This window comes from Angustibacter sp. McL0619, from assembly GCF_049994355.1.
Taxonomy (GTDB): Bacteria; Actinomycetota; Actinomycetes; order Actinomycetales; family Angustibacteraceae; genus Angustibacter.
Window position 1 is genome coordinate 884,656 of the sequence record NZ_CP188257.1, and the last position, 22,944, is coordinate 907,599.

A 22,944-nucleotide genomic window follows, 5' to 3' on the forward strand; every position below is an offset into this window, starting at 1 on the left:
AGAGGGCTGCGCCGACCGGGCCGGACCCTCACGGACGCAAGGCCTCGGGCAGCGGTTGCGCGTGGATCACGGCGAGGCCGGTGACAGCGCGGGTGAGGACGACGTAGAGCCGGCGCAGGCCGGTCCGCTCGTCCGGCTCGGCGGCGGCGATGGCGGCCGGCTCGACGACGACGACCCGGTCGAACTCCAGACCCTTGGCGACAGTGGCCGGCACCAGGTGCAGGCGGTGCGCGCCGTCCTCGTGGTCCGCGGTGCCGTGGTCCAGCTCGTCGTCGCGGCCGAGCCGCAGGTGGTCCAGGCCCGCCGCGGTGAGCGCCTTGGCCAGCTCGGCGACGTCCGCGTCCGCGACGATGACACCCACCGAGCCCTCGATGTCCAAGGCGGTGCGGGCGGCTGCCACCGTCGCGGCCAGGACGTCGTCGGCGGGCACCGCGTGCAGCTCCAGCAGCCCCGGGTCCTCACGCACCGACTCCGGCGGCGCGAGCCCGGGAGCCATGTGCGGCAGCAGGTTCGCGGCGAAGTCGATCACGGCGGACGGCACGCGGAAGCCGCGGGTCAGCTCCTCGACGTGCGCGCCCTCCTGGCCGAGGTGGGTCAGCGACTCCTCCCACGACCGGGTCGACCACGGCGTCGTGCCCTGGGCGATGTCGCCGAGCACGGTCATCGAGCCGGTCGAGCACCGCCGTCCGACCGCTCGCAGCTGCATCGGGGACAGGTCCTGCGCCTCGTCCAGCACCACGTGGCCCAGTGACGGGGTGCGGGTCAGCAGGTCCTCGACCTCGTCGACCAGGACGGCGTCCGCCGCGGTCCACGGAGCGGTGCGCGGTCCGCGGGCCGGGGTCGCCCAGCTCAGCGCAGCCTGCTCCTGCTCGGACAGGACCCCGTCGGCGCAGCGCCGCAACAGCTCAGGGTCGGAGAGCAGGTTCATCACCAGCCGGGTGGCGTCCAGCGCCGGCCAGACGGCGTCCACGTACGCCTTCACCGGCCGCGAGCGGGCCACCGAGTCCTGCACCCGATCGTCCGGGGAGTCGCCCGCCGCCTCCAGCTGCAGCAGCACCGCGTGGGCCAGCCGTTGCGGCAGCATCGCCCGGGCCGCGCCGTAGCGAACGCCGCGGGTGCGCAGCTCCTCGACCAGCTCGCGCACCTCGTAGGCCGGCACCCGCCAGCGGCGAGTGCCGCGCGGGACCACCAGTGCCTCGCTCGGGTCGCGCAGGGACGACCAGACCGCGCGGGACAGCACGACAGCCATCCGCGCATCGCCCTTGAGCGTCGCCACCGACGCGGACTCGCTGGCCCGTACCGGCACCGAGGCGACCAGCAGCTCGGCCGTGGTGTGCGCGACCTCGATCTCACCGAGCGCCGGCAGCACGGACCCGACGTGCTCGAGGAAGGCCCGGTTGGGCCCGACGACCAGGACGCCGCTACGGGCCAGCCGGTCGCGGAACGCGTACAGCAGCCACGCGGCGCGGTGCAGCCCGACCGCGGTCTTGCCGGTGCCCGGCGCGCCCTGCACGCAGACCGTGGTCGACACGTCGGCGCGCACGATGGCGTCCTGCTCGGGTTGGATGGTGGCCACGATGTCGCGCATCGGCCCCACCCGGGGGCGCTCGATCTCGCCCGCCAGGATCCGGCTGTGCTGCTCGGACTCAGTGGCGTCGGTGAGGTGCTCGTCCTCGTAGGCGGTGATCTGGCCGTGGTCCACGCCGAACCGCCGACGCAGCCGCACACCCATCGGCTCGGTCCGGCTGGCCCGGTAGAACGCCGTCGAGACCTGGGCCCGCCAGTCGATGACCACCGGGTCACCCGCCTCGTCGGCGACGTGCCGGCGTCCGATGTACCAGCGCTCGGGGACCTCACCGGTGGCCGGGTCGCTGCCGTCGGTGTCGATCCGCCCGAAGAACAGCGTGGACGCCGGGTCGTCGGCCAGCGAAGCGGCCCGGTGGTAGAGGGTCGCCGCGAGGAACTCGCTGGACACCCGGTCGCCGCCCTGCGCCTCCAGCGACAGGGTGCGCTCACGCATCCTGGCCAGCTGGACCCGAGCCCGTTCCAGGTACCCGCGCTCCGCGGCGAGCGGGGACGGGTCTGCGTCGGGCACGAGGGTCGACCTTACGCGGGTAGTCTGGTCCGCGCACAGGGTTTTGAGCGCCGGGGGTGGGACGGCGTCGCGTCGGCCAACCCGGAGACCCCGTGAACCGCTCGTCCGCGCGTGCCCTGATCGCCCTCGCCGGCCCTACTTTCCTGCCGGTCGGCTTCCTGGCCAAGCTGCCGCTCGCGATGGGCCAGCTCGGCATGCTGCTGGTCGTCGCGGACCGCACCGGCAGCTACACCACCGGTGGTCTGGCGGCTGCGGCCATCGGCCTCGGCTCCGCGGCGGGCGCGCCCGCAGCCGGCGCGGCGGCCGACCGGTTCGGCCAGCGGATCGTGCTGCTCGTGGTGGCCGTGCTGTACGCGGCGGGCATGATCGGCGTCCTGCTGCTCACCCAGTCCGACGCCTCGACCGGCATGCTGCTGGCCGCTGCCGCACTGGCCGGGCTGTTCGCGCCGCAGGTCGGTCCGCTGGCCAGGGTTCGGTGGGTGGCGCTGGTGCGGCGGGTGCACGAGCCTGAGCTGGAGCGGCAGCGGGTCACCGAGGCGTTCGCCATCGAGGGGGCCAGCGACGAGGCGAGCTTCGTCGCCGGTCCAGCCCTGGTCGGACTGCTGGCCAGCGCGGCCGGACCGAACTCGGTGCCGGTCGTCATCGCCGCGCTCTCGTTGACCGCCGTGGTGGCGTTCGCCCTGCACCCCACGGCCACGGCGGTCCGTCCCTCGCACACCCCGCACCTGACCGCGGCCCGCCGGGGCGGCCTGCCCGGCGGCGCGACGACGCTGCTGCTGCTGCTGGGCGGCTCGCTGCTGGGCCTGGTGTTCGGCGGCACCCAGGTGGGCGTGACCAGCCTGACCGCCGAGCTCGGCCACCCTGGCGCCGGAGGGCTGGTCTACGGACTGCTGGGCCTGGGCAGCGCGCTGGCCGGGCTGGCCAGCGCGCGGTTGCCGCAGCGGTTCGCCCTGCCGGACCGCCTGGTCGCGTTCGCGGCCGGACTGGCGGTGCTGTCGCTGCCGATGCTGCTGGTCAGCCAGATGTGGACCGTGTCCGTGTTCGTCACGCTCTTCGGCTGCGCGGTCGCGCCCTACCTGATCGTGCTCTACGCCCTCGCCGAGCGGGCCACCCCGATCGAGCGGGCGGCCACCGTGATGACGATGCTGTCCAGCGCCGTCATCGTCGGCTACGCGGCCGGCACCGCGATCGCCGGGGCGCTCGCAGACGACCGCGGCCACCAGGCGGCTTTCGCCGTCCCGGTGGCCGCGGGCTGTGCTGCGTTCGTGCTGTCCGTGCTCAGCCGTCCTCGGCTGCGTCGGATCAGCCCGCCGACTTCTTCGTGAGCGTCGCGTTGACGGTCTGCTGCTTGCCGTCCCGGACGATGGTGAGCTCGACCTTGCTGCCGACCGAGCGCTCGCGAATCTGGGCGACCAGCGACTCCGAGCTGTTCACGGACTCGCCGTCCACGGCGATGATCGCGTCGTCCTTCTTCATGCCGGCCGCGCTGGCCGGGCTGCTGGCGGTGACCTCCGCGACGATCGCGGCGTCGCGCTCAGCGTTGCCCTGCTTCACCGAGCCGTCCTTCAGGCTGACGCCCAGGAACGGGTGCTCGGCGGTGCCGTCGGCGATCAGCTGGTCGGCGATCGACTTGCCCTCGTTGATCGGGATCGAGAAGCCCAGGCCGATGCTGCCGGACTGGCTGCCGGCGCTCGCGCCGAGCGAGGCGATGGACGACGGGATGCCGATCACCCGGCCGCTGGTGTCGACCAGCGCGCCACCGGAGTTGCCGGGGTTCACCGCCGCGTCGGTCTGGATGGCGTTGGTGACCACGGTGCTGTCCGTGCTGGAGCCCTGGCTCGGCTGCTGGCCCTGGCCGCTCTGGTCGCCCTCGGTCTCGTTGGTCGTGGTGACCGGTCGGTCGAGCGCGCTGACGATGCCGGTGGTGACCGTACCGGCCAGCCCCAACGGGTTGCCGACGGCCATCACCGGGGCGCCGACCCGGACCGAGTCCGAGTCGCCGAGCGTCGCCGGCGTCAGGTTCGTGGCGCCCTTCATCTGGATCACGGCCAGGTCGGTCGAGGGGTCGGTGCCCACGACGGTCGCCGGGTAGGTGAGCCCGGCGGACGTGGTGACCTTCAGCGTTGCGTCGCTGCCGACGCCGGCGACCACGTGGTTGTTGGTGAGCACGCGGCCCTTGGTGTCCAGGATGGTCCCGGAACCCTCGCTGCCACCGCTCTGCGTGGTGGCGGAGATCGCGACCACACTCGGCTCGACGGCGGTCGCCACCTTGTTCCAGTCGGGGGCGACGGCGTTGGCCTGGGAGACCGGGCCGGACCCGGTGCCGGCCGCTGGGTTGCCGCTGCTGTGCCCGTTGCTGGTGCTGGAGACGTTGCTCGCGTCGTTGTTGTCCGCGGCCAGCACGGCGGCGGTGGTGCCGCCGGCGACGAGGGCGGCCACGACGGCGGCGACGCTCACCTCGACCCAGCGCGGACGGCTGGCTTGCTGGGTGGGCGTCGCGGCCGGCGGGGCCGGCGGGGCGCCTGCGGGCTGGTAGCCGTAGGGGCTGGTGTCGTTGGTCACGCCCAGCGGGCTGGTGCTGTCGTTCGCCGGGGTCGAGGGGCCGTACCACTCGATGGTGGGCTCGGAGTCCTGGGTGGACTGCGGCGCCTGCGGCTGCGGTTCGGTCATCTGGCTCATCCTGGCTCTCACCTCTGTGTGGGGTTCCTGGTACTAGGACACCTCACGCAGTTGGCTGGGCGCTGGGCTCTTCCTGGGAGTGGCCTGTGAATCGCTCGTCGGCCGCGGCCAACGGCAGCCGGACGGCGAACGTCGCGCCCCCGCCGGGGGTCTCGCTGACCCCGACCTGGCCGCCGTGCGCGCCCACGATGGCGGCCACGATGGCCAGGCCGAGCCCGGACCCGCCCGAGCTGCGCTGCCGCGAGGCGTCCGCGCGGAAGAACCGCTCGAAGACCCGGCGGGCGTGGTCGGGGGCGATGCCGGCTCCGTGGTCGCGGACCTCGACGATGCCGTAGCCGTTCTGGTGGCCGACGGCCAGCTCGACCGGTGAGCCCGCCGGGGTGTGTCGCAGGGCGTTGGCCACGAGGTTCGTCACGACCTGGCGCAGCCGGGACTCGTCGCCGAGGACGTCGGTGGGCCCGAGGGGTTCGCCGCGGCCGATCAGCCGGACCGACCGGTCGGGGTCGAGCGCACGCGCGTCCTGGACGGCGTCCGCGGCCACGACCGTGAGGTCGACTGGCACGCGCTTCTCGTGCCGCTGCTCGTCCAGCCGCGCGAGGGTGAGCAGGTCCTCGACCAGCCCGCCCATCCGGGTGGCCTCGTCCTCGATCCGGCGCATCGTGGTGTCCAGGTCGGCCTTCTCGGTGACGGCGCCCTGGCGGTACAGCTCGGCGTAGCCGCGGACGGCTGCCAGCGGTGTGCGCAGCTCGTGGCTGGCGTCGGAGGCGAACCGGCGCATGCGCTCCTCGGAGGCGGACTGGACGGCGAAGGCCTGCTCGATCTGGCTGAGCATGGCGTTCAGCGAAGCGGACAGCCGGCCGACCTCGGTGGACGTCGGGTGCTCCGGGACGCGCTGGGACAGGTCGCCGGCCGCGATGGCCTCGGCGACGTCCTCGACCTCCCGCAGCGGGCGCAGGGTCTGCCGGACGATCAACGCGCCGCCGACGCCGACCAGCACGAGCACCGAGACGCCCACCACCAGCAGGATGACGGCCATCCGGGTCACCGTGTCGTCGACGTCGCGCAGGCTCTGGCCGATCACCAGCGTGCCCTGGCCGAGCTCGGCGTCGGTGACCTCGACGGCCACCACCCGCCAGTGCCCGCCACCGGACTCGCTCTGCACGGTGAAGGGCTGGCCCTTGTGCTGGGCAACGGCCTGGTCGGTGATCGAGTCCAGGTCCGGGCTGCCGGAACCGACCCGGCGGCCGAGCTGACGGTTCTCGCCGCCGGAGTCCGGGATGAAGATGCCGAACGTGGACGTGGGGATGCCGCGCGGTGCTGGGGCCGGCTGCTGGGGCGTGGACTCGGGGTTTCGCACCAGGGTCTGCTCGGTGGCCAGGATCTGGTCGTCCACCTTGCCGACCAGCTGGCCGCGCAGCAGGGTCACGGCGAGCGTGCCCATCACGGTGAGCGCGACGAGCGCGAGCAGCACGAGCACCGCGACCAGCCGGTCGCGCAACGAGACCCGGTCGAGCCGGCGGCCGAGTGCGGTGTCCGCCATCGGTCAGCCACGCTCCGGGGGGAGCCGCAGGACGTAGCCGACACCGCGCCTGGTGTGGATCAGCGGCTCGGTCGCGTCGGCGTCGATCTTGCGCCGCAGGTAGGAGATGTAGGACTCGACGATGCCCGACTCGCCGCGGAAGTCGTAGTCCCAGACGTGGTCGAGGATCTGCGCCTTGGAAAGCACCCGGTTCGGGTTGAGCATCAGGTAGCGCAGCAGCTTGAACTCGGTCGGGGACAGCTCGACGAGGCGGCCGTCGCGGCGTACCTCGTGCGAGTCCTCGTCGAGCTCGAGGTCGGCGAAGACCAGCCGGGCGCCGTCGTCCGCCTCGTGCCCGCTGGTGCGGCGCAGCACGGCGCGGATCCTGGCCACCACCTCCTCGAGGCTGAACGGCTTGGTGACGTAGTCGTCGCCGCCCACGGTGAGGCCGGTGACCTTGTCCTGGGTGTCGTCGCGCGCGGTGAGGAAGACGACGGGCATCCGCCGGCCCTGGTCGCGCAGCCGTCGGGTCACGGCGAACCCGTCCATGTCGGGCAGCATGACGTCCAGCACGAGCAGGTCCGGACGGGTCGTCTCGGCGAGTTTCAGGGCGGTGGCGCCGTCGCCGGCGGTGTGCACCTCGAATCCGGCGAACCGCAGGGACGTCGAGAGCAGCTCTCGGATGTTGGGCTCGTCCTCGACGACGAGCAGGCGAGCCTCAGGGGTGCTCGGTGCGGGCATGTGCCACCGCCTTTCTGCGCGTCAGTCTCGCCGCCGTTCCTGGGAGTTGTCTGGGAGTCACGTGCACGGTACCCGTCAACCTTGGCTTTGGCGTGTCGCGGACCGAGCGGAAACCTTCGCGCGAAGTGTGCTGATCTGGCACATTCGTGCCCGATTGGCACGCAGCATCGGAGGGCCCGCGAAAAGTCTGTGGCTACCGTGCGTCAGGTTGGGCCGACAATGCGTAGTCGAGGAGCCGCCGCTCGTCGGCCTTCAGGCGCAGCTGGCCCAGTGCGGCGACGGCGACCGGGCAGGTGTCGTCGAAGTCGTGGGTGAACCGGCCGGTCCACGGCGGCGACACCGAGACTGCCGCCGGCATCGGATCGCGGTAATGCAGCACTAGCCGGCGGTCCTCGCGCGGCGACCAGAAGGTGTGCTCGTCGTCGCCGTCGCGAAGGTAGATGAAGCTCGCCCGGGCTGCTTCGTCGAGCATCGCCAGAGGCACGGTCGGCGGCACGAGGAGCTCGAGGTCACCCACGGGGAGTGGCAGACCGTGCAGTCGTGCGGCCAGAGTGCCGTCCGCGACCACGGGCAGCAGCGAGAACAGCCTCGCGAGCGACCTGCCGTCGAAGCAGAGATCGTGCTCGAACCACTCCATCGGTGGCCGAGCGCGCTCGTCGTCCAGCCGTGCGCGCAGGTGCGCGTCCAGTGCCTCCAGCTCGACCCTGGCCTGCAGGTCGAGCGCGGCGAGCAACTTCTGGAACATCGGCCAGGAGGCCGGGCGGTCACCCGACTCGAAGCGCGAGACCACGGTCCTGCAGACCTGCGCGCGGCGGGCGAGCTCTTCCTGGCTGATCTCGGCCTGCTCGCGGGCTCGCCGCAGCAGCCAGCCGGGGGCGCTGGGGTGGTCCGTTCGAGATGGCAGTCGCATCGCGTCAGTCTGACGCGCGCCGAGGTGGTCAGCCGTCGCTGTCCACAGGCCCGGTCAGGACGTCGGCCGCGTCGATGATCCGGTAGGCGTAACCCTGCTCGGCGAGGAAGCGCTGGCGGTGCGCGGCGAAGTCGGCGTCCACCGTGTCGCGCGAGACCACGGTGTAGAACCGCGCTGACCTGCCGTCCCCCTTCGGGCGGAGCACCCGGCCGAGGCGCTGCGCCTCCTCCTGGCGCGAACCGAAGCTGCCCGACACCTGGATGGCGACGCTGGCCTCCGGCAGGTCGATCGAGAAGTTCGCCACCTTGCTGACCACCAGAAGCTGGATCTCGCCGGTGCGGAAGGCCTCGAACAGCTTCTGGCGCTGGGTCACCGTGGTCTCCCCCTTGACCACCGGGGCGTCCAGGTGCTCGGCGAGCTCGTCCAGCTGGTCGATGTACTGACCGATGACCAGGGTCGGTTCGCCCCGGTGCTGCTCCACCAGCCGCTCGACGACCTTCAGCTTCACGTCCGACGAGGCGGCGAGCCGGTAGCGCACGTCCGGCTCCGCCGTGGCATAGGCGAGTCGCTCCCGCTCGGGCAGAGTGACCCGGACCTCGACGCAGTCGGCCGGGGCGATGTACCCCTGCGACTCGATGTCCTTCCACGGTGCGTCGTAGCGCTTCGGGCCGATCAGGCTGAACACGTCGCCCTCGCGTCCGTCCTCACGCACCAGCGTCGCGGTCAGGCCGAGCCGGCGCCGGGCCTGCAGGTCCGCCGACATCCGGAAGATCGGCGCGGGCAGCAGGTGCACCTCGTCGTACAGGATCAGCCCCCAGTCCCTGGCGTCCAACAGGTCCAGGTGCGGGTAGGCACCTTTCCGCTTCACGGTCAGCACCTGGTAGGTCGCGATGGTGACCGGCCGGACCTCCTTGCGAGCGCCGGAGTACTCGCCGATCTCGTCCTCGGTCAGCGACGTGCGCTTGAGCAGCTCCTCGCGCCACTGGCGCGCGGAGACCGTGTTCGTGACCAGGATCAGCGTGGTCGCGCTGGCGCGCGCCATGGCAGCTGCGCCCACGAGCGTCTTGCCGGCGCCGCAAGGCAGCACGACCACACCGGAGCCGCCGTGCCAGAAGTTGTCGACCGCCTCGATCTGGTACGGCCGGAGCTGCCAGTCGCTCTGGTCCAGCGCGATCGCATGCTTCTCGCCGTCCACGTAGCCGGCGAGGTCCTCGGCCGGCCAGCCGAGCCTGAGCAGCACCTGCTTGAGGTGGCCGCGCTCGCTCGGATGCACGACCACCGTCTCGGTGTCGATCCGGTTGCCCACCAGCGGCTGGACCTTGCGGCTGCGCAGCACCTCCTCGAGCACCGGGACGTCGCTGGCGTGCAGCACGAGGCCGTGCGTCGGGTGCTTCTCGAGCCGCAGCCGACCGAACCGGTCCATCGTCTCGGCGACGTCGACCAGCAGGGCGTGCGGGACCGGGTAGCGGCTGTAGGTCAGCAGGGTGTCCACGACCTGTTCGGCGTCGTGCCCGGCGGCACGCGCGTTCCACAGTCCGAGAGGAGTCAGCCGGTAGGTGTGCACGTGTTCAGGAGCACGCTCGAGCTCGGCGAAGGGGGCGATCGCCTTGCGGCACGCGTCGGCGTCGGCGTGCTCGACCTCGAGAAGCAGAGTCTTGTCGCTCTGCACGATCAGCGGGCCATCGGGGGCAGTCACCGGTCCATTGTCTCAGTCGCTGTCAGAGGTGCCTGGCAGAGTCCTCGGACATGGGACGAACTGTGCAGATCGTGTTCGACGCCGCCGACACCGTGCGGATCGGCGACTTCTGGGCCGACGCATTGGGCTACGTCGTCGAGCCACCCCCGCCGGGCTTCGACTCCTGGCCGGACGCGCTGCGCGCGTGGAAGGTGCCGGAGGAGGACTGGGACACGAAGAACGCCATCGTCGACCCGGATGGCATCGGCCCGCGGATCTTCTTGCAGAAGGTGCCCGAGGCGAAGTCGGTGAAGAACCGCCTGCACCTCGACATCCGGGTCAGCGACCCGGCGGCGTCCCCGGAAGAGCGGGACGCCGCCGTGCTGGCCGAGGTCGGCCGGTTGGAGGCTGCCGGGGGCCGCCGCCTGGAGTGGCGGCTCGAGATGGGTAAGCACTTCATGGTGATGCAGGATCCTGAGGGCAACGAGTTCTGCGTCACCTGAGTGCTCACCCGGAGGGTGCTCACCCGGCCCGGTAGCTCTCCATCAGCGCGACCGTGGCGTCCATCTGCGCTGCGGCCCGCGAGCGGAGCTTGGCGGCGGCGGCGGCATCCGTGCTGGTCAGGGCGCGCTGGTAGAGGCCGACGGAGCTCGAAACGTGGCCGGCTGCGGCGCGCCACGGCGCGGGAGTCCGGGACGGGTTCAGTCCGGTCGGCGCGGCCAGCTCGCTGGCAGCCCGGACGTGCGCCAGGCCCTGTGCGCGCAGTGCGCGGTTGCCGGTCTCGTGGGCGTTGACCATCTCGGACAGGCCGCGGCCGAGCGTGGCAACGATCTCGATGTCCTCGGGCAGCACGATGTCGCCGTGCCTGAAGGCGAGCTGCGGGCAGCCGGGGCAGTGCAGGTACACCGGGTCAATGGCATAGGGCACCGTGAAGCAGTACTTGTGGCCGTTGACCCAGATGCAGACCACGGTGCCCGTCGAGGCCCGCGCCGACTGGGTGGCGCCGAGCGGTGCGATGCTCACCACGAGTGCAGCGACGGCGGCCAGGATGACCGCGAACAGGCGGCGGGTCAGGTTCAGCTGCTGGTACATGACAACTCCTCGGTCGATGGTGTGGTGCTGGTCCCACCGAGGATCCGGACGGCCGTGCAGGCCTGCTGAAGGTCTGGTGAAAGCCCGCCGCCGTATCACCGCCGGCGCGCTCGGGCTCCTAAAGAGCGTCCCCATCTCAACCCTTGCGAGGACGCGTGCACTCTCTGGGCCTGCTGGAACGGGCCGTTCTCGGCCATCGGATCACGGTCGTCGAGGCGCTGCCTGGCTACGGCAAGACGCACCTGGTGCAGCAGCTCGAACGTCTGCGCGGCTGCGTCGCGGTGCCCGCCGACCACCTCGTCGAAGACCCCGCCGAGCTGGCCCGCGCACTCGCCTCGCCAGGGGTCGAGCGCGTACTGCTGGACGACGTCCACCTGCTGGCGGCGGACGGTGCAGCGATCACCGCGGTCCTCTCCTTGGCGGCTCGGGCGGCGCGTAGCGCGGCCGCCGCCGGAACCCCGGGGTTGGTCCTGCTCGGGGCCCCCGCGCTGCCCGGCCCACTCGCCTCGTTGGCCCTCGGCGACCAGGTGCTCCAGGTCGGCGAGCCGGAGCTCACGTGGCAGGAGGCTCAGATCGAGACCTACCTGCTCCGAGCCGTGGGCTTGGATGCGGCCGCTCTGGCACCTCGCCTGCAGGTCCTCAGCGGCGGCTGGCCCGCGCTGGTCGTCGCGGCCGCCGGGCAGCTGGCCCGCCGGGCGGCCGTCGACCTCGAGAGCCGGGCTGCCGCGCTGGAGGACTGCTTCGGAGCCGGCGGCGCGGCGACCCGGTACCTGGTCGAGCGGGTGCTCGGCGACGTGAAGGACACCGACCGCGAGCTGCTCCGGCTGGCCGCACACCTCGACCCGGCCGCCGCCGAAGTGCTCGCTGCGACCGTGGGCGGCGCGGGCGAGGGCAGCGCCAGAGTCCGGCAGCTCGCCACCCGTCGTCTGATCAGCCTCGAACAGGACGTCGCGCTGCTGGGCCGGCCGTTGCTCGCCGCGATCCGGGTGACCTGGCCGATGACGCCGGATGACGTCCGCGAACGGATGCGGCGGGCGGCCCCATTGCTGCACGCCGCCGGTCGGGTGCCTGCCGCGGTTCTCGCCCTGCGACTGTCCGGGGACGAGGCCGCGCTGTCCGGAGCGTTGACCGAAAGCGGGCAGGCCATGCTGCGATCGGGCCACGACCGGGTCGTGGTGGAGGGCGTGCGCGCGATCGCACCGGCCCGACGCACGATGGCGCTGACCATGCTGCTCGGCGAGGCCCTACAGGTCCGCGGTGACTGGGAGGGTGCGCTTCGCTGCTACGACTCGGTGGCCGACGGCGACGACCCGGTGCCTGCCGGGCTGGCCTGGCGGATGGGCGTCATCCACTACCTGCGGGGGCGACCCCGCGAGGCCGAGCGCTGCTACCGACGCGGGCGGTTGGTGGACGAGGACACCTGCGACGAGGCGCAGCTGCTCGGCTGGATGGCGTCCGCCGCATGGATGACCGGCGAGAGTGAGAGGTGTGCCAACCTCGCCCAGCGCGCTCACGGCGCGGCCGCGCGGTGCGCCGACCCGGCGGCGCTGGCCAGCGCGCACGTGGCGCTCGCGCTGCACGCCAGCATGGTCGGGGACCGTTCCGCGAACGACGCGCACTACACCCGCGCGCTGGACTACGCCGAGCAGGCCGGCGACGTGCTTCAGGTCGTCCGGGTGCGCGCCAACCGGGCCTCCCACCACCTCGAGGAGGGCAGCTGCGGGCGTGCGCTCGCCGAGCTCCAGCCGGCACTGGCTGCGGCGGCGTCCGCGGGGTTCACCGCCTTCGAGGGACTGTGCCACGCGAACGAGGGCGAGGCCCTGCTGCGGTTGGGCCGCCTCGACGAGGCGGTCGCGGCGTACGAGGCCAGTCGGCTCGCCTACCAGTCAATGGGTTCGGCCAAGGTGAGCTACCCGCTGGTCGGCGCCGGCGACGTGCACCGGCTGTCCGGTCGTCCCGAGCTGGCTGCGGCCGCGTACGAGCAGGCGCTCGCCGCCAATGAGGGGTGCGACGACCAGCAGGCGCTGCTGCCGGCCCTCGGCGGTCTGGCGCGGGTGCTGCGGGTGAGCAACCCGAGCCGCGCGCGGCAGCTCGCCGAGCGCGCGCTGTCGTTGGCGAACGGTCCGTACCGGGGCATGGCTGCCATCACGCTTGGCTGGGTGCTCTGCGACCACGACCCCATCCGCGCTGCGCAGCTGGGAGCCGATGCGGCCGCCGACTGCGCGCAGCGCCGGGACTGGCCGGCGCACGCCGAAGCCCTGGAGCTGCAGGCTGGTGCCTGCGCACCGGTCGACCCGGTTCGTGCGGCGTCGTTGCTGGGCAAGGCCCTGGAGTCGTGGCAGCAGACCGGTGACCAGATCGGCGGCTGCCGGGTGCAGGTCGCGTTGGGCCGCCTCGGCGTCGACCCGGACAGCAGCCGGCAGGAGCAGGCCGCCCGAGCGCAGGCCGAGCTTGCCCGGCGCGGCATCGCCACCTGCGGGGCCGGGCTGGACGGACTGCTCGGTGTCGTCGGCTTCGCGGGCACACCGCGGTTCCGGATCAGCACCCTGGGCAGGTTCCTGGTCGAGCGTGACGGCGAGCCGATCGACGGTTCCGCCTGGCAGTCCAGGAAGGCGCGCGAGCTGCTGAAGATCCTGGTCTCGGCCTCCGGCCGCCCGGTGCCGCGCGAGCGGCTGATCGACCTGCTCTGGCCCGATGAGCAGGGTGAACGGCTGGCGAACCGGCTCGCGGTGGCCGCCGCCACGCTGCGCCGGGTCCTGGACCCGGATCGCGCGCAGCCTGGGCCCGGCGTTGTCATTGGCGGGGACGACACGCTCGCCCTCGACCTGCGGAACGTGCAGGTCGACGTCCTGGGCTTCCTCAGCGACGCGCGGGTCGGGCTGGGGCTGCTGCGCGAGGGTCGGTCCGAGGCGGCCCGGCAGTGCCTGTCCGCGGCGGTTGCCGGGTACCCGGGTGACTACCTGCCGGAGAACCTGTACGACGACTGGGCCGGCGCCCTGCGCGAACAGGCGCGCGACGTCCTGCTGCTGTCGCTGCGCGGGCTCACCGAGGCAGCCGAGCAGCGCCAGGACGTCGACGACGTGCTGCGCTTCGCCAGGCGGGCGATCGAGTCGGACCCGTACGAGGCGTGGGCGCACCAGGCGGTGGTGCGGGCCTGCGCGGCTGCCGGACGCCGTGGTGCAGCCGCCCGGGCGCACGAGCAGTACCGACGGCGGATGGCCGAGCTCGAGCCCGAGCAGACACCCGGGCTGCGGGCGCTCGCTCAGTAGCCGTCGCTTGTGGTGTCGGAGAAGTCACCGGTGCTGAGGCCGACGGCGATCAGGACGCCTATCGCGATCACTGCCACGATGGTCAGACCGATCGCGATCCAGGAGCAGATCTTTCCGGCCTTGATCTGCCCCTCACCGGTGAGCCGACCCCCCGAAGCGGCGATGTCACGCTGCGCGCCAGGCGCGAGAATCAACGCGACGATCGCCGGGATGAAGCCGATGCAGCTGAGCAGCAGGACCAACGAGGCGATGCCGCAGATCATGACCGCCGTGGCCCGGCCGGACGTCGTCGGATACACCGGGTACTGCTGCCCGTAGGCCGGAGCCTGCCCGTAGGTCGGCGGCGGACCGTAGGCGGGTGCCTGTCCGTAGCCGGGCGGCTGTCCGTAGCCGGGCGGCTGCTGTCCGTAGCCGGGCGGCTGTCCGTAGCCGGGCGGCTGCTGTCCGTAGCCCGGCGGCTGTCCGTAGCCCGGCTGCCCCGCGGTGGGCAGCTGCTGGGTCGGCTCGGGCGAGTCGGATGCCGGTGCGGCGTAAGGGTTGTCGACGCCCGGGTCGGGCGTGCTGTCCGGTTGCGGGGGTGTCGTCTCGTCAGGCACGGACCTCACCCTAGCGATCAGTGGGCTCCACGGGTGCCACGCCGGTGACCCGGTGAACGGAGAACGTGCGCACCTCCTCGCGGGTGTGGTCGAAGGCGGTGACCCGGCCGCCCTCGATGGACAGGGGTTCCACGACCCTGCGCTCGACCCGCCCGGCGCCGTCCGCGTAGCCGATCCAGACGCGTTCGCGCCGTTCGACCGCCTCGCGGAGCACCGCGATGGTGTGGGTGGGCTCCGAGGGGCTCAGCGGCGGCCCGCTGGGCGGCGGCTCGGGTGTCGGAGCGCTGCGCAGCGCCCGGACCACGGCCTCGACCAGCGGCTCGGCCGCCGGCACGACCTCGCCTCGTGCCGGGGTCGGTGGCTGCCGGGGCGGGGTCCGGCGGACGTCGGGCCGGCGCACCACGACCTCTCCGGTGCTCGACTCGGCGGCCGGCGCCATCCCCATCTCGCGCAGCACCTCGAGCACCGTCGCCGGGTCAGCCTGCGCGGCCAGCACGCTCGGGGCCAGCGAGCGCAGCTGCAGCACCGCAGCGCGCCGGTCGGCCAGCAGCTCGCGCAGCACGCCCTCGTCGTCGCTGCGCACGAAGGCGCGAGCGGCGCCGACCCGGACCCGCCCGTGGCGTCGGGCGACGTCGCGGACCAGGTAGTCCAGCGGCTGCGGCACCGGGGTGCGGCTGCCGGCGGCGAGCTCGGCGAGCAGCTGGTCGGCTGCCCATCCGCCGTCCAGGGCGCGCCGCACGCTGTTGGCGGTGAACCGGTACACGGTGGCACCGCCGCGGGACTCGACGTCGGCCGACACGTGCATCAGCCGACCGAGCTCGGCCTCCAGCGGGCCTGGCGCCACAGCGGTCAGGTCGGCCTGCAGCAGCACATGGTCGACCGGCGCCGGCAGCAGCGCGGCGACCGCTTGCTCGACCGGTGCGTCCTCGCTCGGTGTGGCCACGTGCGCGGACCACAGCGCCTGCCCGGCCGCGCTGAGCGCGCCGCGGCCGGTCACGCCGAGCAGCTCGGCCTCGGCCACGCACCATCGGGCCAGCTGCTCGGTGAACGCTCCGCTGCGCCGCGGGCGCCGCCAGCGAAGTCCGGCGATCAGGGAGTCCACGTCCGGGGCCGAGCCCGCGGGCAGCTCGGCCAGCAGGACGAGCACGCTCTGCCGCACCGCTGCACTCACCCCGCGGTCGACGTCCGCGGACAGCGCCGCCCGAACCGTCCCGCGCTCGTCGCGCTCGCCGACGAGCTCGGGCACCCGCGAGCTGCGCAGCCACGCCTGGGCCAGCCGGCGCCAGCGGACAGCCGGCGGGTCTGCGGTCCAGGCGTCATAGGCGGGCGTGGGGGCCCAGCAGGGGCCGACGGCCCCGTCGGCGGCGACCAGGCCGGCGGCGTAGGCGAGCTCGATGACCTGGGCGGCGGCGGGCTCGGCCAGGTCCAGGTCGTTGGCGGTCCGCCGCAGGTCCCGGACGCCCAGGCCGCCGGCCCGCAGCACCGGTGGTGGGGCGAGTCCCCAGAGCTCGCCGAGCTCGCCGACCAGCCTCAGCAACTCGCTCGCCGCCGCTCCGGCGGCGGAGTCGACCAACCGGGCCGATCGTTCGGTGACCTGCACCGGGGGCTGCTCGACCTGCACCGCGGCGTGCACTCGGCCGCCGCGCAGATGCAGCCCGACCTCGCGGGGGAGCACGACGTGCCCGGGGTCGAGCACGGTGAGCAGCCGGTGCGCGATCAGCCACTCGACCGGTGAGCGGGCGGACTGCGCGCTGACCGGCCGATCAGCGTTCGGTACCGCCCCCACGGGCGAGCCCCAGACCAGAAGGTCCAGCACCTCGCGCACGCCGGCCGGTGCGGTGGCCAGCGCCTCGTCGATCTGCTGGCCGGACGGCGCGTTCGACGCGGGCGGCCCGAGGCCGGCGGGGTACGGGCCGACCGTGTCCCGGACCGTCAGCACCAGTCGTAGCGCGGTGTCCCGTCCCCAGACCAGCGCCAGGTCGCGCAGCCGGTCCAGAGCTGGGGCGAGCACGGTGGTCCGGACGCCGAGCCGCCTCGCGAGCTCAGCGCGGCTGGTCGGGTCCGGCAGCACGGCGAGTGCGTCGAGCACCTGCAGGGTGAAGGTGTCCAGGCTGTCCAGCGCGCGGTGCACGCTGGCCCGAGTGGTGCAGCGCGCGGCCACCGTGGCGAGGTCCGCGGGGACTGGCGCCATCACGTCCGGTCTGGCCCGGAGCAAGCCGACCAGCCGCGCGTCGTCCCACGAGCGCAGCTCGTCGGCGAGGCTGCGCGGCACCGCAGCAGGTCGAGTGGCCATCCGCACTACGCTACGCGGCCCGCCTAGGGTGACGACATGTCGGTGAACGTGGGTGTCGTCGTCCTGCCCCAGCAGCGTTGGCCGGAGGCGGCAGCGCGTTGGCGGGCGGTGGAGGAGATGGGCTTCTCGCATGCCTGGACGTACGACCACCTGGCCTGGCAGTCGCTGGCGGACGAGCCCTGGTTCGCCACCGTCCCGACGCTGACCGCGGCGGCCCTGGTGACCGAGCGGATCCGGCTGGGCACCTGGGTCGCCTCGCCGAACTACCGCCACCCGGTCCCCTTCGCGAAGGAGCTGATGAGCCTGGACGACGTCAGCGGCGGCCGTTTCGTGCTCGGCGTGGGCGCGGGTGGGTCCGGTTGGGACGCAAGGGTTCTGGGGGTAGAGGCGCCGACTCCGGCTCAGCGCGTGCAGCGGCTGGACGAGTTCGTCACCCTGCTCGACCTGCTGCTGCGCCAGCCAGTGACCAGCTGGCAGGGGGAGTGGTTCAGCGCCGTGGAGGCACGGATGCACCCGGGCAGCGTGCAGCGTCCGCGGATGCCCTTCGTGGTGGCGGCCAACGGCCCGAAAGGTATGCGGGTGGCGGCCGAGCGCGGGGACGGCTGGGCCACCACCGGGGCGACGTCCCCGGACGACGGCCAGGACGCCTGGTGGGACGGGGTCGCGGGGTTGGTCGGCCGGTTCGAGGATGCCCTGGTCGCGGCCGGCCGCGAGCCGTCGAGCGTGCCGCGGTACCTGAACCTGGACTCCGGCGCGGTGTTCTCGCTGGCCTCCCGCGAGGCGTTCGTGGATGCCGTCGGGCGCGCCGAGGGGCTGGGCTTCACGGACGTCGTCACCCACTGGCCGCGCGATTCCGGCGTCTACGCGGGCGACGTGGCTGTGCTGGAGCGGATCGCGCCTGGCTGACCTCGCCGCGCGAACCTCGAAGAAACTGGCAAAAGGGTATTGAAAGCATGCTTTCGAAAGAGTACTTTCGATGACATGCCCAACGAGCTGCGAGCACTGACCGGGGCCCGGACCATGCGGGCCCTGGCTCACCCGCTGCGGATCAAGCTGCTCGAGCTGGTCACCCTGCGCGGCCCGCTCACCGCGAGCCAGTGCGCGCCACTGGTCGGTGAGTCCCCGTCGTCCTGCTCGTTCCACCTGCGCCAGCTGGCCAAGTACGGCTACCTGGAGGAGGCGCCCACCGGCGTGGGGCGTAACCGCCCATGGCAGGCGACCGCGGTCGGCCACCACTGGGAGCCGGACGAGAACTCGACCGTGGCTGCGCGTGCGGCCAGCGAAGCGCTGGCCGAGCAGTTCCGCGAGCGCAGCGAGGAGCTCTACCGCGAGTACCTAGCGGCCGCGGACCGTTTCGAGCCGGCATGGTCGACGAGCGCGATGGACGCCAGCGCGAACCTCTACCTCACGCCTGCGGAGCTGGCGCAGATGTCCGACGACCTGATGACGCTGTGGCAGAAGTACCTGGACCGGGTGGCCGCCCCCTCTCGTCGACCGGACGGCGCCAGGTTGGTACACCTTCGCGCGCAGGGCTTCCCGCGCGCTGACGACCTCGAGGCCGAGGCCCCTACCTCACCGGAAACCACTCCGAACAAGGAGAACGACGATGCGTGAGCTCATGCGCCTGCGTAACCTGCGGTTGCTGCTGGTCGGTCAGACCCTGTCGATGTTCGGCGACACCGCGATGCTGCTGGTGCTCGCGATGTGGGCCAAACAGCTCACCGGATCGAACTCCGCCGCCGGCACGGTGCTGGCTGCGGTCATCGTTCCCACGCTGCTCGCCCCGCTCGGCGGCATCGTCATCGACCGGCTGCCGCGTCGTCCGCTGATGATCGGGGTCGACGTCGTCACTGCGGCGGTCGTCCTGATGCTGCTGTTCGTGCACGACGAGGGCGACCTGTGGCTGCTGTACGCGGTGGGCCTGGTCTACGGCGCCTCGCTGGTGCTCTTCCAGTCCGCGCGCTCGGCGCTGCTCAGCACGATGCTGCCGGACCAGCTGCTCGGCCAGGCGAACGGGACCTTGAGCACGGTGCGCGAGGCGCTGCGACTGGTGGGCCCGCTGAGCGGGGCGGCACTGTTCGCCGGCTTCGGCGGGCACGCGGTTGCCGTGCTGGACGCCGCGACGTTCCTGGTCTCGGCGCTGGCGCTCGCGCTGATGCGGGTCGAGGAGCCCAAGCCCGAGACGCACGAGCACCACGTGATCCGCGAGGCCAGCGCTGGCGCCCGGCACCTGTTCACCCACCCGGCGCTGCGCGCGCTCGTCATCGCCACGGTGATCTGCCTGCTGGCCATCGGCCTGGGCGAGAGCGTGTTCTTCGCGGTGGTCGACCAGGGGCTCGGCCGACCGGTGTCGTTCATCGGCGTGCTCGCGGCCGTGCAGGGTGCGGGGGCGGTCCTCGGCGGGGTGTCGGTCACCCTGCTGATCGGAAAGATCGGTGAGCTCCGGCTCGTCGCGCCCGGTCTGGCCCTGATCGCAGTGGGCTGCGCACTGGCCACCAGCCATCTCGTGCTCGTGGTCGCGTCCGGGTCGTTCGTGCTCGGGGCCGGGCTGCCGGTGGTGGTGGTGGCGATCGTCACCGCGCTGCAGCGTCGTACGCCCGGACCGTTGCAGGGCAGGGTGTTCACAGCGTTCGAGTTCCTCACCGGCGGGCCGCAGCTGCTGTCCGTCCTGGCCGGCGCAGCACTGGTGGCAGTGGTGGACTACCGGGTGCTGCTCGTGGTGATGGCGGCCGGGAACCTGGTCGGAGCCGGCTATGCCATGCTGCGGCTGCGCGAGGACCCGTCCGCCCCGGCCGAAGGCGACGCGCAAACCGTTGCGGCGCTGGAGCTCGAGATGACCGATCCGCACCTGCCGCTGAACGTCGAGCCGGGCTGACCGGTGCAGCGTCCTCGCACAGCAGCCGCCCTGGCCGCCTTCCTGGTGGCGGCCACGGCACTGGCTGCGGGCTGCTCATCTGCTGGTCAGGACGCGGGGACACGTTCGACCGGTCCGCGGGCCGCCGGCACCGGCACCGGCTCTGTCACCGGCACCGGCTCTGTCATCGGCACCGGCACGAGCGGCGGGGTTGCACCGCTGGCGCAGTCGTGGAGCGGCTGGAAGCGCTGTGCGGCAAAGGAGCTGGCGGCTCTGACCTGCGGAACACTGAGCGTGCCGCTGGACCGCAGCGCCCCGGCGGCAGACACGGCGGGAGATCAGGCGGGAACTAACGGAGCAACCGCGGGACGCCGCCTCGATCTTGCAGTGGCGGCTGGCGGCAACCTCGACGCGGACCGGACGGTGCTGTTCCTTACCGGTGGCCCCGGCCAGCCGGGCGTGCAGTTCGCGCCGCGGATCCTGGACGAGTTCGCGGCCGTGCGTGACCAGTACCGGATCGTGCTCGTCGACCAGCGTGGCACCGGCGCGAACGCCTTGGTCTGCCCCCTGCTGCAGCGGCAGATCGGCTACGCCGACCTCGAGGTGCCCAGCGACCAGGCCGTCACCGAGTGCGGGGCAGCGATCGGCGCTGACGCCGCGCACTACGGCACCACGGACACCGTGGCCGACCTGGACGACCTGCGGCGTGCACTCGGGTTGAAGCAGTGGTCCATCGACGGCGTGTCCTACGGCACGTACGTCGCGCAGCGTTACGCCGCCGCACACCCGGCCGCGGTGGATCGGCTGGTGCTGGACTCGGTCGTCCCAGTCGACGCGTTCTCCGCGACCAACGCGGAATCCTTCCCGGACGTCGCGGCCGTGCTGCGTGAGGTGTGCTCCGCCGAGCAGTGCGTCGGCGATCCCGCAGCGGACCTGTCGGCAGCCGTCGCGCGGTATCACCTGGGACCGGCTCTGCTCGACGTCATTTCGCTGATGTCGGTCGTCCAGCCGACCTACCCGGGGCTGTTCGCGGCGCTGGCCTCGGCGGCTGCGGGCCAACCGGCCGGGCTGCGCTCGCTGGTGGCGCAGTGGCAGCGGAACAGTGCCGGGCCGGCGGACCAGCTCAGCCAGGGGCTGCATGCGAGCACGCTCTGCCTGGATCTGACCTTCCCGTGGGGCGGCGCCGACTCCGCCCCAGCCACGCGGGCCCGGGCCGCCGACCGCGCGGTCGCCCGGCTGTCGGCGTCCGCGCTGTTCCCGTTCGACGAGCAGACCGCGCGCGGCAACGGCGAGATGCGGACTTGCGAGCTGTGGCCGAGGGTCGCTGACCCGGCGCTGGGGTCGCTGTCGCTGCGCGGCGTCCGGGCTCTGTTGCTGCACGGATCGCGCGACCTGAGCACGCCGCTGGCCTGGGCCGAGCGGGCGCACCTGGACCTACCGGGGTCCCGGCTGGTGATCGTGCCCGGAGCTGGGCACTCGGTGCAGTCGCGCGGGCCGGCGTCGGTGCGGGCAATGGTGGCCGACTTCCTGGGTTGAGGGCCAGGATGGGCGCATGAGCGCGAGCGCCGCAGAGCCCGTCATGCCGTCGTACACCTCCGCCACCTCGGACACGCCGCTGCTCGGCGAGACGATCGGGGCGAACTTGGAGCGCACGGTCGCACGCTGGGGTGATCGCGAGGCGCTGGTGGACGTGCCGACGCACCGACGCTGGACGTACAGCGAGCTGGACGTCGAGGTGGACGAGCTCGCGCTCGGCCTGCTCGAGCTGGGTGTGCGCAAGGGTGAGCGCGTCGGCATCTGGAGCCCGAACTGCGCCGAGTGGGTCCTGCTGCAGTACGCGACGGCGAAGGTCGGCGCGATCCTGGTCAACGTCAACCCGGCCTATCGCAGCCACGAGCTGGCGTACGTGGTCAACCAGTCCGGGCTGCGGCTGCTGGTCAGCGCGGTGCAGCACAAGACCTCGGACTACCGCTCGATGGTCGAGCAGGTGCGCGCAGACTGCCCCGGCCTGACGGACGTGGTCTACATCGGCGAGCAGTCCTGGACCGAGCTCGTCGCCAACGGCAGCCGGGTGGACCACCACCGGCTGCACGAGCGCGAGGCGCAGCTGGGGCCGGACGACCCGATCAACCTCCAGTACACCTCCGGCACGACCGGCTTTCCCAAGGGCGCGACGCTCAGCCACCACAACATCCTGAACAACGGCTACTTCGTCGGCGAGCTCGTGCACTACAGCGAGCTGGACCGGATCGCCATCCCGGTGCCCTTCTACCACTGCTTCGGCATGGTGATGGGCAACCTGGCGGCCACTTCGCACGGGGCCTGCATGGTGATTCCGGCGCCGTCCTTCGATGCCGCCGCGACCCTGCAGGCCGTGCAGGAGGAGAAGTGCACGTCCCTGTACGGCGTGCCGACCATGTTCATCGCCGAGCTCGGCCTGGCGGGCTTCGCCGACTATGACCTCAGCAGCCTGCGCACCGGGATCATGGCCGGCTCGCCCTGCCCGGTCGAGGTGATGAAGCGAGTGGTCGTCGAGATGCACATGGCGGAAGTGGCCATCTGCTACGGGATGACCGAGACTTCACCCGTCTCGACCATGACGCGCTCGGACGACGACCTGGCCCGCCGTACCGAGACCGTGGGGCGGACCATGCCGCACCTGGAGTCCAAGGTGGTCGACCCGGCCACCGGGCTGACCCTGCCGCGCGGGCGGGCCGGCGAGCTGTGCACCCGCGGGCACACCGTGATGCTCGGGTACTGGGACGAGCCGGCCAAGACCGCCGAGGCGATCGACGCGGCCCGCTGGATGCACAGCGGAGACCTGGCCACCATGGACGCCGACGGGTACCTGAACATCGTCGGCCGGATCAAGGACCTGGTGATTCGCGGCGGCGAGAACGTCTACCCGCGCGAGATCGAGGAGTTCCTCTACGGCCACCCGGACATCGCTGACGTGTCGGTGGTGGGGGTGCCCGACGAGAAGTACGGCGAGGAGCTGATGGCGTGGATCGTGATGAAACCGGAGTCGACGGCCCTGGACGCCGACGCCGTCCGTGAGTTCTGCGCCGGCAAGATCGCGCACTACAAGGTGCCGCGGTACGTGCACCTGGTGGACGGTTTCCCGATGACCGTGACCGGCAAGGTGCGCAAGGTCGAGATGCGCGAGGCGGCTGTCGAGATCCTCGGGCTGCAGGCCGCGGCGGCGACCCGCAACGCCTGAA

17 protein-coding genes are annotated in these 22,944 nt (G+C 72.6%); 8 read left to right on the forward strand and 9 right to left on the reverse strand.

Features of this window, described 5'->3' with window-relative positions; all coding sequences use genetic code 11:
* Window positions 1–28: 28 nt before the first annotated feature.
* Window positions 29–2,095 carry a HelD family protein gene (locus tag ACPPVT_RS03770; protein ID WP_426565612.1) on the reverse strand — a complete coding sequence of 689 codons (2,067 nt, stop codon included), beginning with the start codon at window positions 2,093–2,095 and terminating at the stop codon, window positions 29–31.
* Between the two features lie 92 nt (window positions 2,096–2,187).
* Between ACPPVT_RS03770 and ACPPVT_RS03775 the strand changes: the two genes are divergently transcribed.
* Entirely contained in the window at window positions 2,188–3,420 is a 1,233-nt protein-coding gene (locus ACPPVT_RS03775; RefSeq protein ID WP_426565614.1) for an MFS transporter, read from the forward strand.
* Here the strand turns inward: ACPPVT_RS03775 and ACPPVT_RS03780 are convergent.
* The 5 genes from ACPPVT_RS03780 to ACPPVT_RS03800 all read right to left on the reverse strand — a co-directional run bounded on the left by ACPPVT_RS03780 (window position 3,398) and on the right by ACPPVT_RS03800 (window position 9,640).
* The gene (locus tag ACPPVT_RS03780) at window positions 3,398–4,765 is read right to left on the reverse strand and encodes a S1C family serine protease (RefSeq protein WP_426565616.1); all 1,368 of its coding nucleotides are present in this window, start codon (window positions 4,763–4,765) and stop codon (window positions 3,398–3,400) included. The two genes, ACPPVT_RS03775 and ACPPVT_RS03780, sit on opposite strands and share 23 nt — an antisense overlap.
* A 52-nt stretch (window positions 4,766–4,817) precedes the next feature.
* Window positions 4,818–6,314 carry a sensor histidine kinase gene (locus ACPPVT_RS03785; RefSeq protein WP_426565618.1) on the reverse strand — a complete coding sequence of 499 codons (1,497 nt, stop codon included), beginning with the start codon at window positions 6,312–6,314 and terminating at the stop codon, window positions 4,818–4,820.
* Window positions 6,315–6,317: 3 nt separating this feature from the next.
* On the reverse strand, window positions 6,318–7,034 hold the full coding sequence (locus ACPPVT_RS03790; protein ID WP_426565620.1) for a response regulator transcription factor: 717 nt from the start codon (window positions 7,032–7,034) through the stop codon (window positions 6,318–6,320).
* A gap of 193 nt (window positions 7,035–7,227) precedes the next feature.
* Window positions 7,228–7,944, reverse strand: coding sequence for a helix-turn-helix domain-containing protein (locus ACPPVT_RS03795; protein ID WP_426565622.1), 717 nt, complete (start codon window positions 7,942–7,944; stop codon window positions 7,228–7,230).
* A 28-nt stretch (window positions 7,945–7,972) separates the two neighbouring features.
* A complete protein-coding gene (locus ACPPVT_RS03800) occupies window positions 7,973–9,640 on the reverse strand; it encodes a DNA repair helicase XPB (RefSeq protein WP_426565624.1) in 1,668 nt (555 codons plus the stop codon).
* Between the two features lie 50 nt (window positions 9,641–9,690).
* On the opposite strand from ACPPVT_RS03800, the gene ACPPVT_RS03805 reads away from it, so the two are divergent.
* Window positions 9,691–10,122 carry a VOC family protein gene (locus ACPPVT_RS03805; protein WP_426565626.1) on the forward strand — a complete coding sequence of 144 codons (432 nt, stop codon included), beginning with the start codon at window positions 9,691–9,693 and terminating at the stop codon, window positions 10,120–10,122.
* A gap of 19 nt (window positions 10,123–10,141) precedes the next feature.
* Here ACPPVT_RS03805 and ACPPVT_RS03810 read toward each other — a convergent pair whose 3' ends face one another.
* Complete coding sequence (locus ACPPVT_RS03810; protein ID WP_426565628.1) at window positions 10,142–10,711, reverse strand: hypothetical protein; 570 nt, start codon at window positions 10,709–10,711, stop codon at window positions 10,142–10,144.
* Window positions 10,712–10,866: 155 nt separating this feature from the next.
* Between ACPPVT_RS03810 and ACPPVT_RS03815 the strand changes: the two genes are divergently transcribed.
* Window positions 10,867–13,980, forward strand: a complete 3,114-nt coding sequence (locus ACPPVT_RS03815; RefSeq protein WP_426565630.1) for a BTAD domain-containing putative transcriptional regulator — start codon at window positions 10,867–10,869, stop codon at window positions 13,978–13,980.
* On the opposite strand, the gene ACPPVT_RS03820 is transcribed toward ACPPVT_RS03815, so the two are convergent.
* Together ACPPVT_RS03820 and ACPPVT_RS03825 are read right to left on the reverse strand one after the other, a co-directional pair.
* Complete coding sequence (locus ACPPVT_RS03820; protein WP_426565632.1) at window positions 13,974–14,576, reverse strand: hypothetical protein; 603 nt, start codon at window positions 14,574–14,576, stop codon at window positions 13,974–13,976. The two genes, ACPPVT_RS03815 and ACPPVT_RS03820, sit on opposite strands and share 7 nt — an antisense overlap.
* 10 nt (window positions 14,577–14,586) lie before the next feature.
* Complete coding sequence (locus ACPPVT_RS03825; RefSeq protein WP_426565634.1) at window positions 14,587–16,869, reverse strand: helicase-associated domain-containing protein; 2,283 nt, start codon at window positions 16,867–16,869, stop codon at window positions 14,587–14,589.
* Between the two features lie 36 nt (window positions 16,870–16,905).
* On the opposite strand from ACPPVT_RS03825, the gene ACPPVT_RS03830 reads away from it, so the two are divergent.
* From ACPPVT_RS03830 to ACPPVT_RS03850, 5 genes are all read left to right on the forward strand, one after another.
* The gene (locus tag ACPPVT_RS03830) at window positions 16,906–17,775 is read left to right on the forward strand and encodes an LLM class flavin-dependent oxidoreductase (RefSeq protein WP_426565636.1); all 870 of its coding nucleotides are present in this window, start codon (window positions 16,906–16,908) and stop codon (window positions 17,773–17,775) included.
* 75 nt (window positions 17,776–17,850) lie between these two features.
* Complete coding sequence (locus tag ACPPVT_RS03835) at window positions 17,851–18,483, forward strand: ArsR/SmtB family transcription factor (protein ID WP_426565638.1); 633 nt, start codon at window positions 17,851–17,853, stop codon at window positions 18,481–18,483.
* Window positions 18,476–19,744, forward strand: coding sequence for an MFS transporter (locus tag ACPPVT_RS03840; protein ID WP_426565640.1), 1,269 nt, complete (start codon window positions 18,476–18,478; stop codon window positions 19,742–19,744). The genes ACPPVT_RS03835 and ACPPVT_RS03840 overlap by 8 nt, the downstream gene beginning before the upstream one ends.
* A 3-nt stretch (window positions 19,745–19,747) precedes the next feature.
* The gene (locus ACPPVT_RS03845; RefSeq protein ID WP_426565642.1) at window positions 19,748–21,259 is read left to right on the forward strand and encodes an alpha/beta hydrolase; all 1,512 of its coding nucleotides are present in this window, start codon (window positions 19,748–19,750) and stop codon (window positions 21,257–21,259) included.
* 16 nt (window positions 21,260–21,275) lie between these two features.
* Window positions 21,276–22,943, forward strand: a complete 1,668-nt coding sequence (locus ACPPVT_RS03850; RefSeq protein ID WP_426565644.1) for an AMP-binding protein — start codon at window positions 21,276–21,278, stop codon at window positions 22,941–22,943.
* Window position 22,944 lies beyond the last annotated feature (1 nt).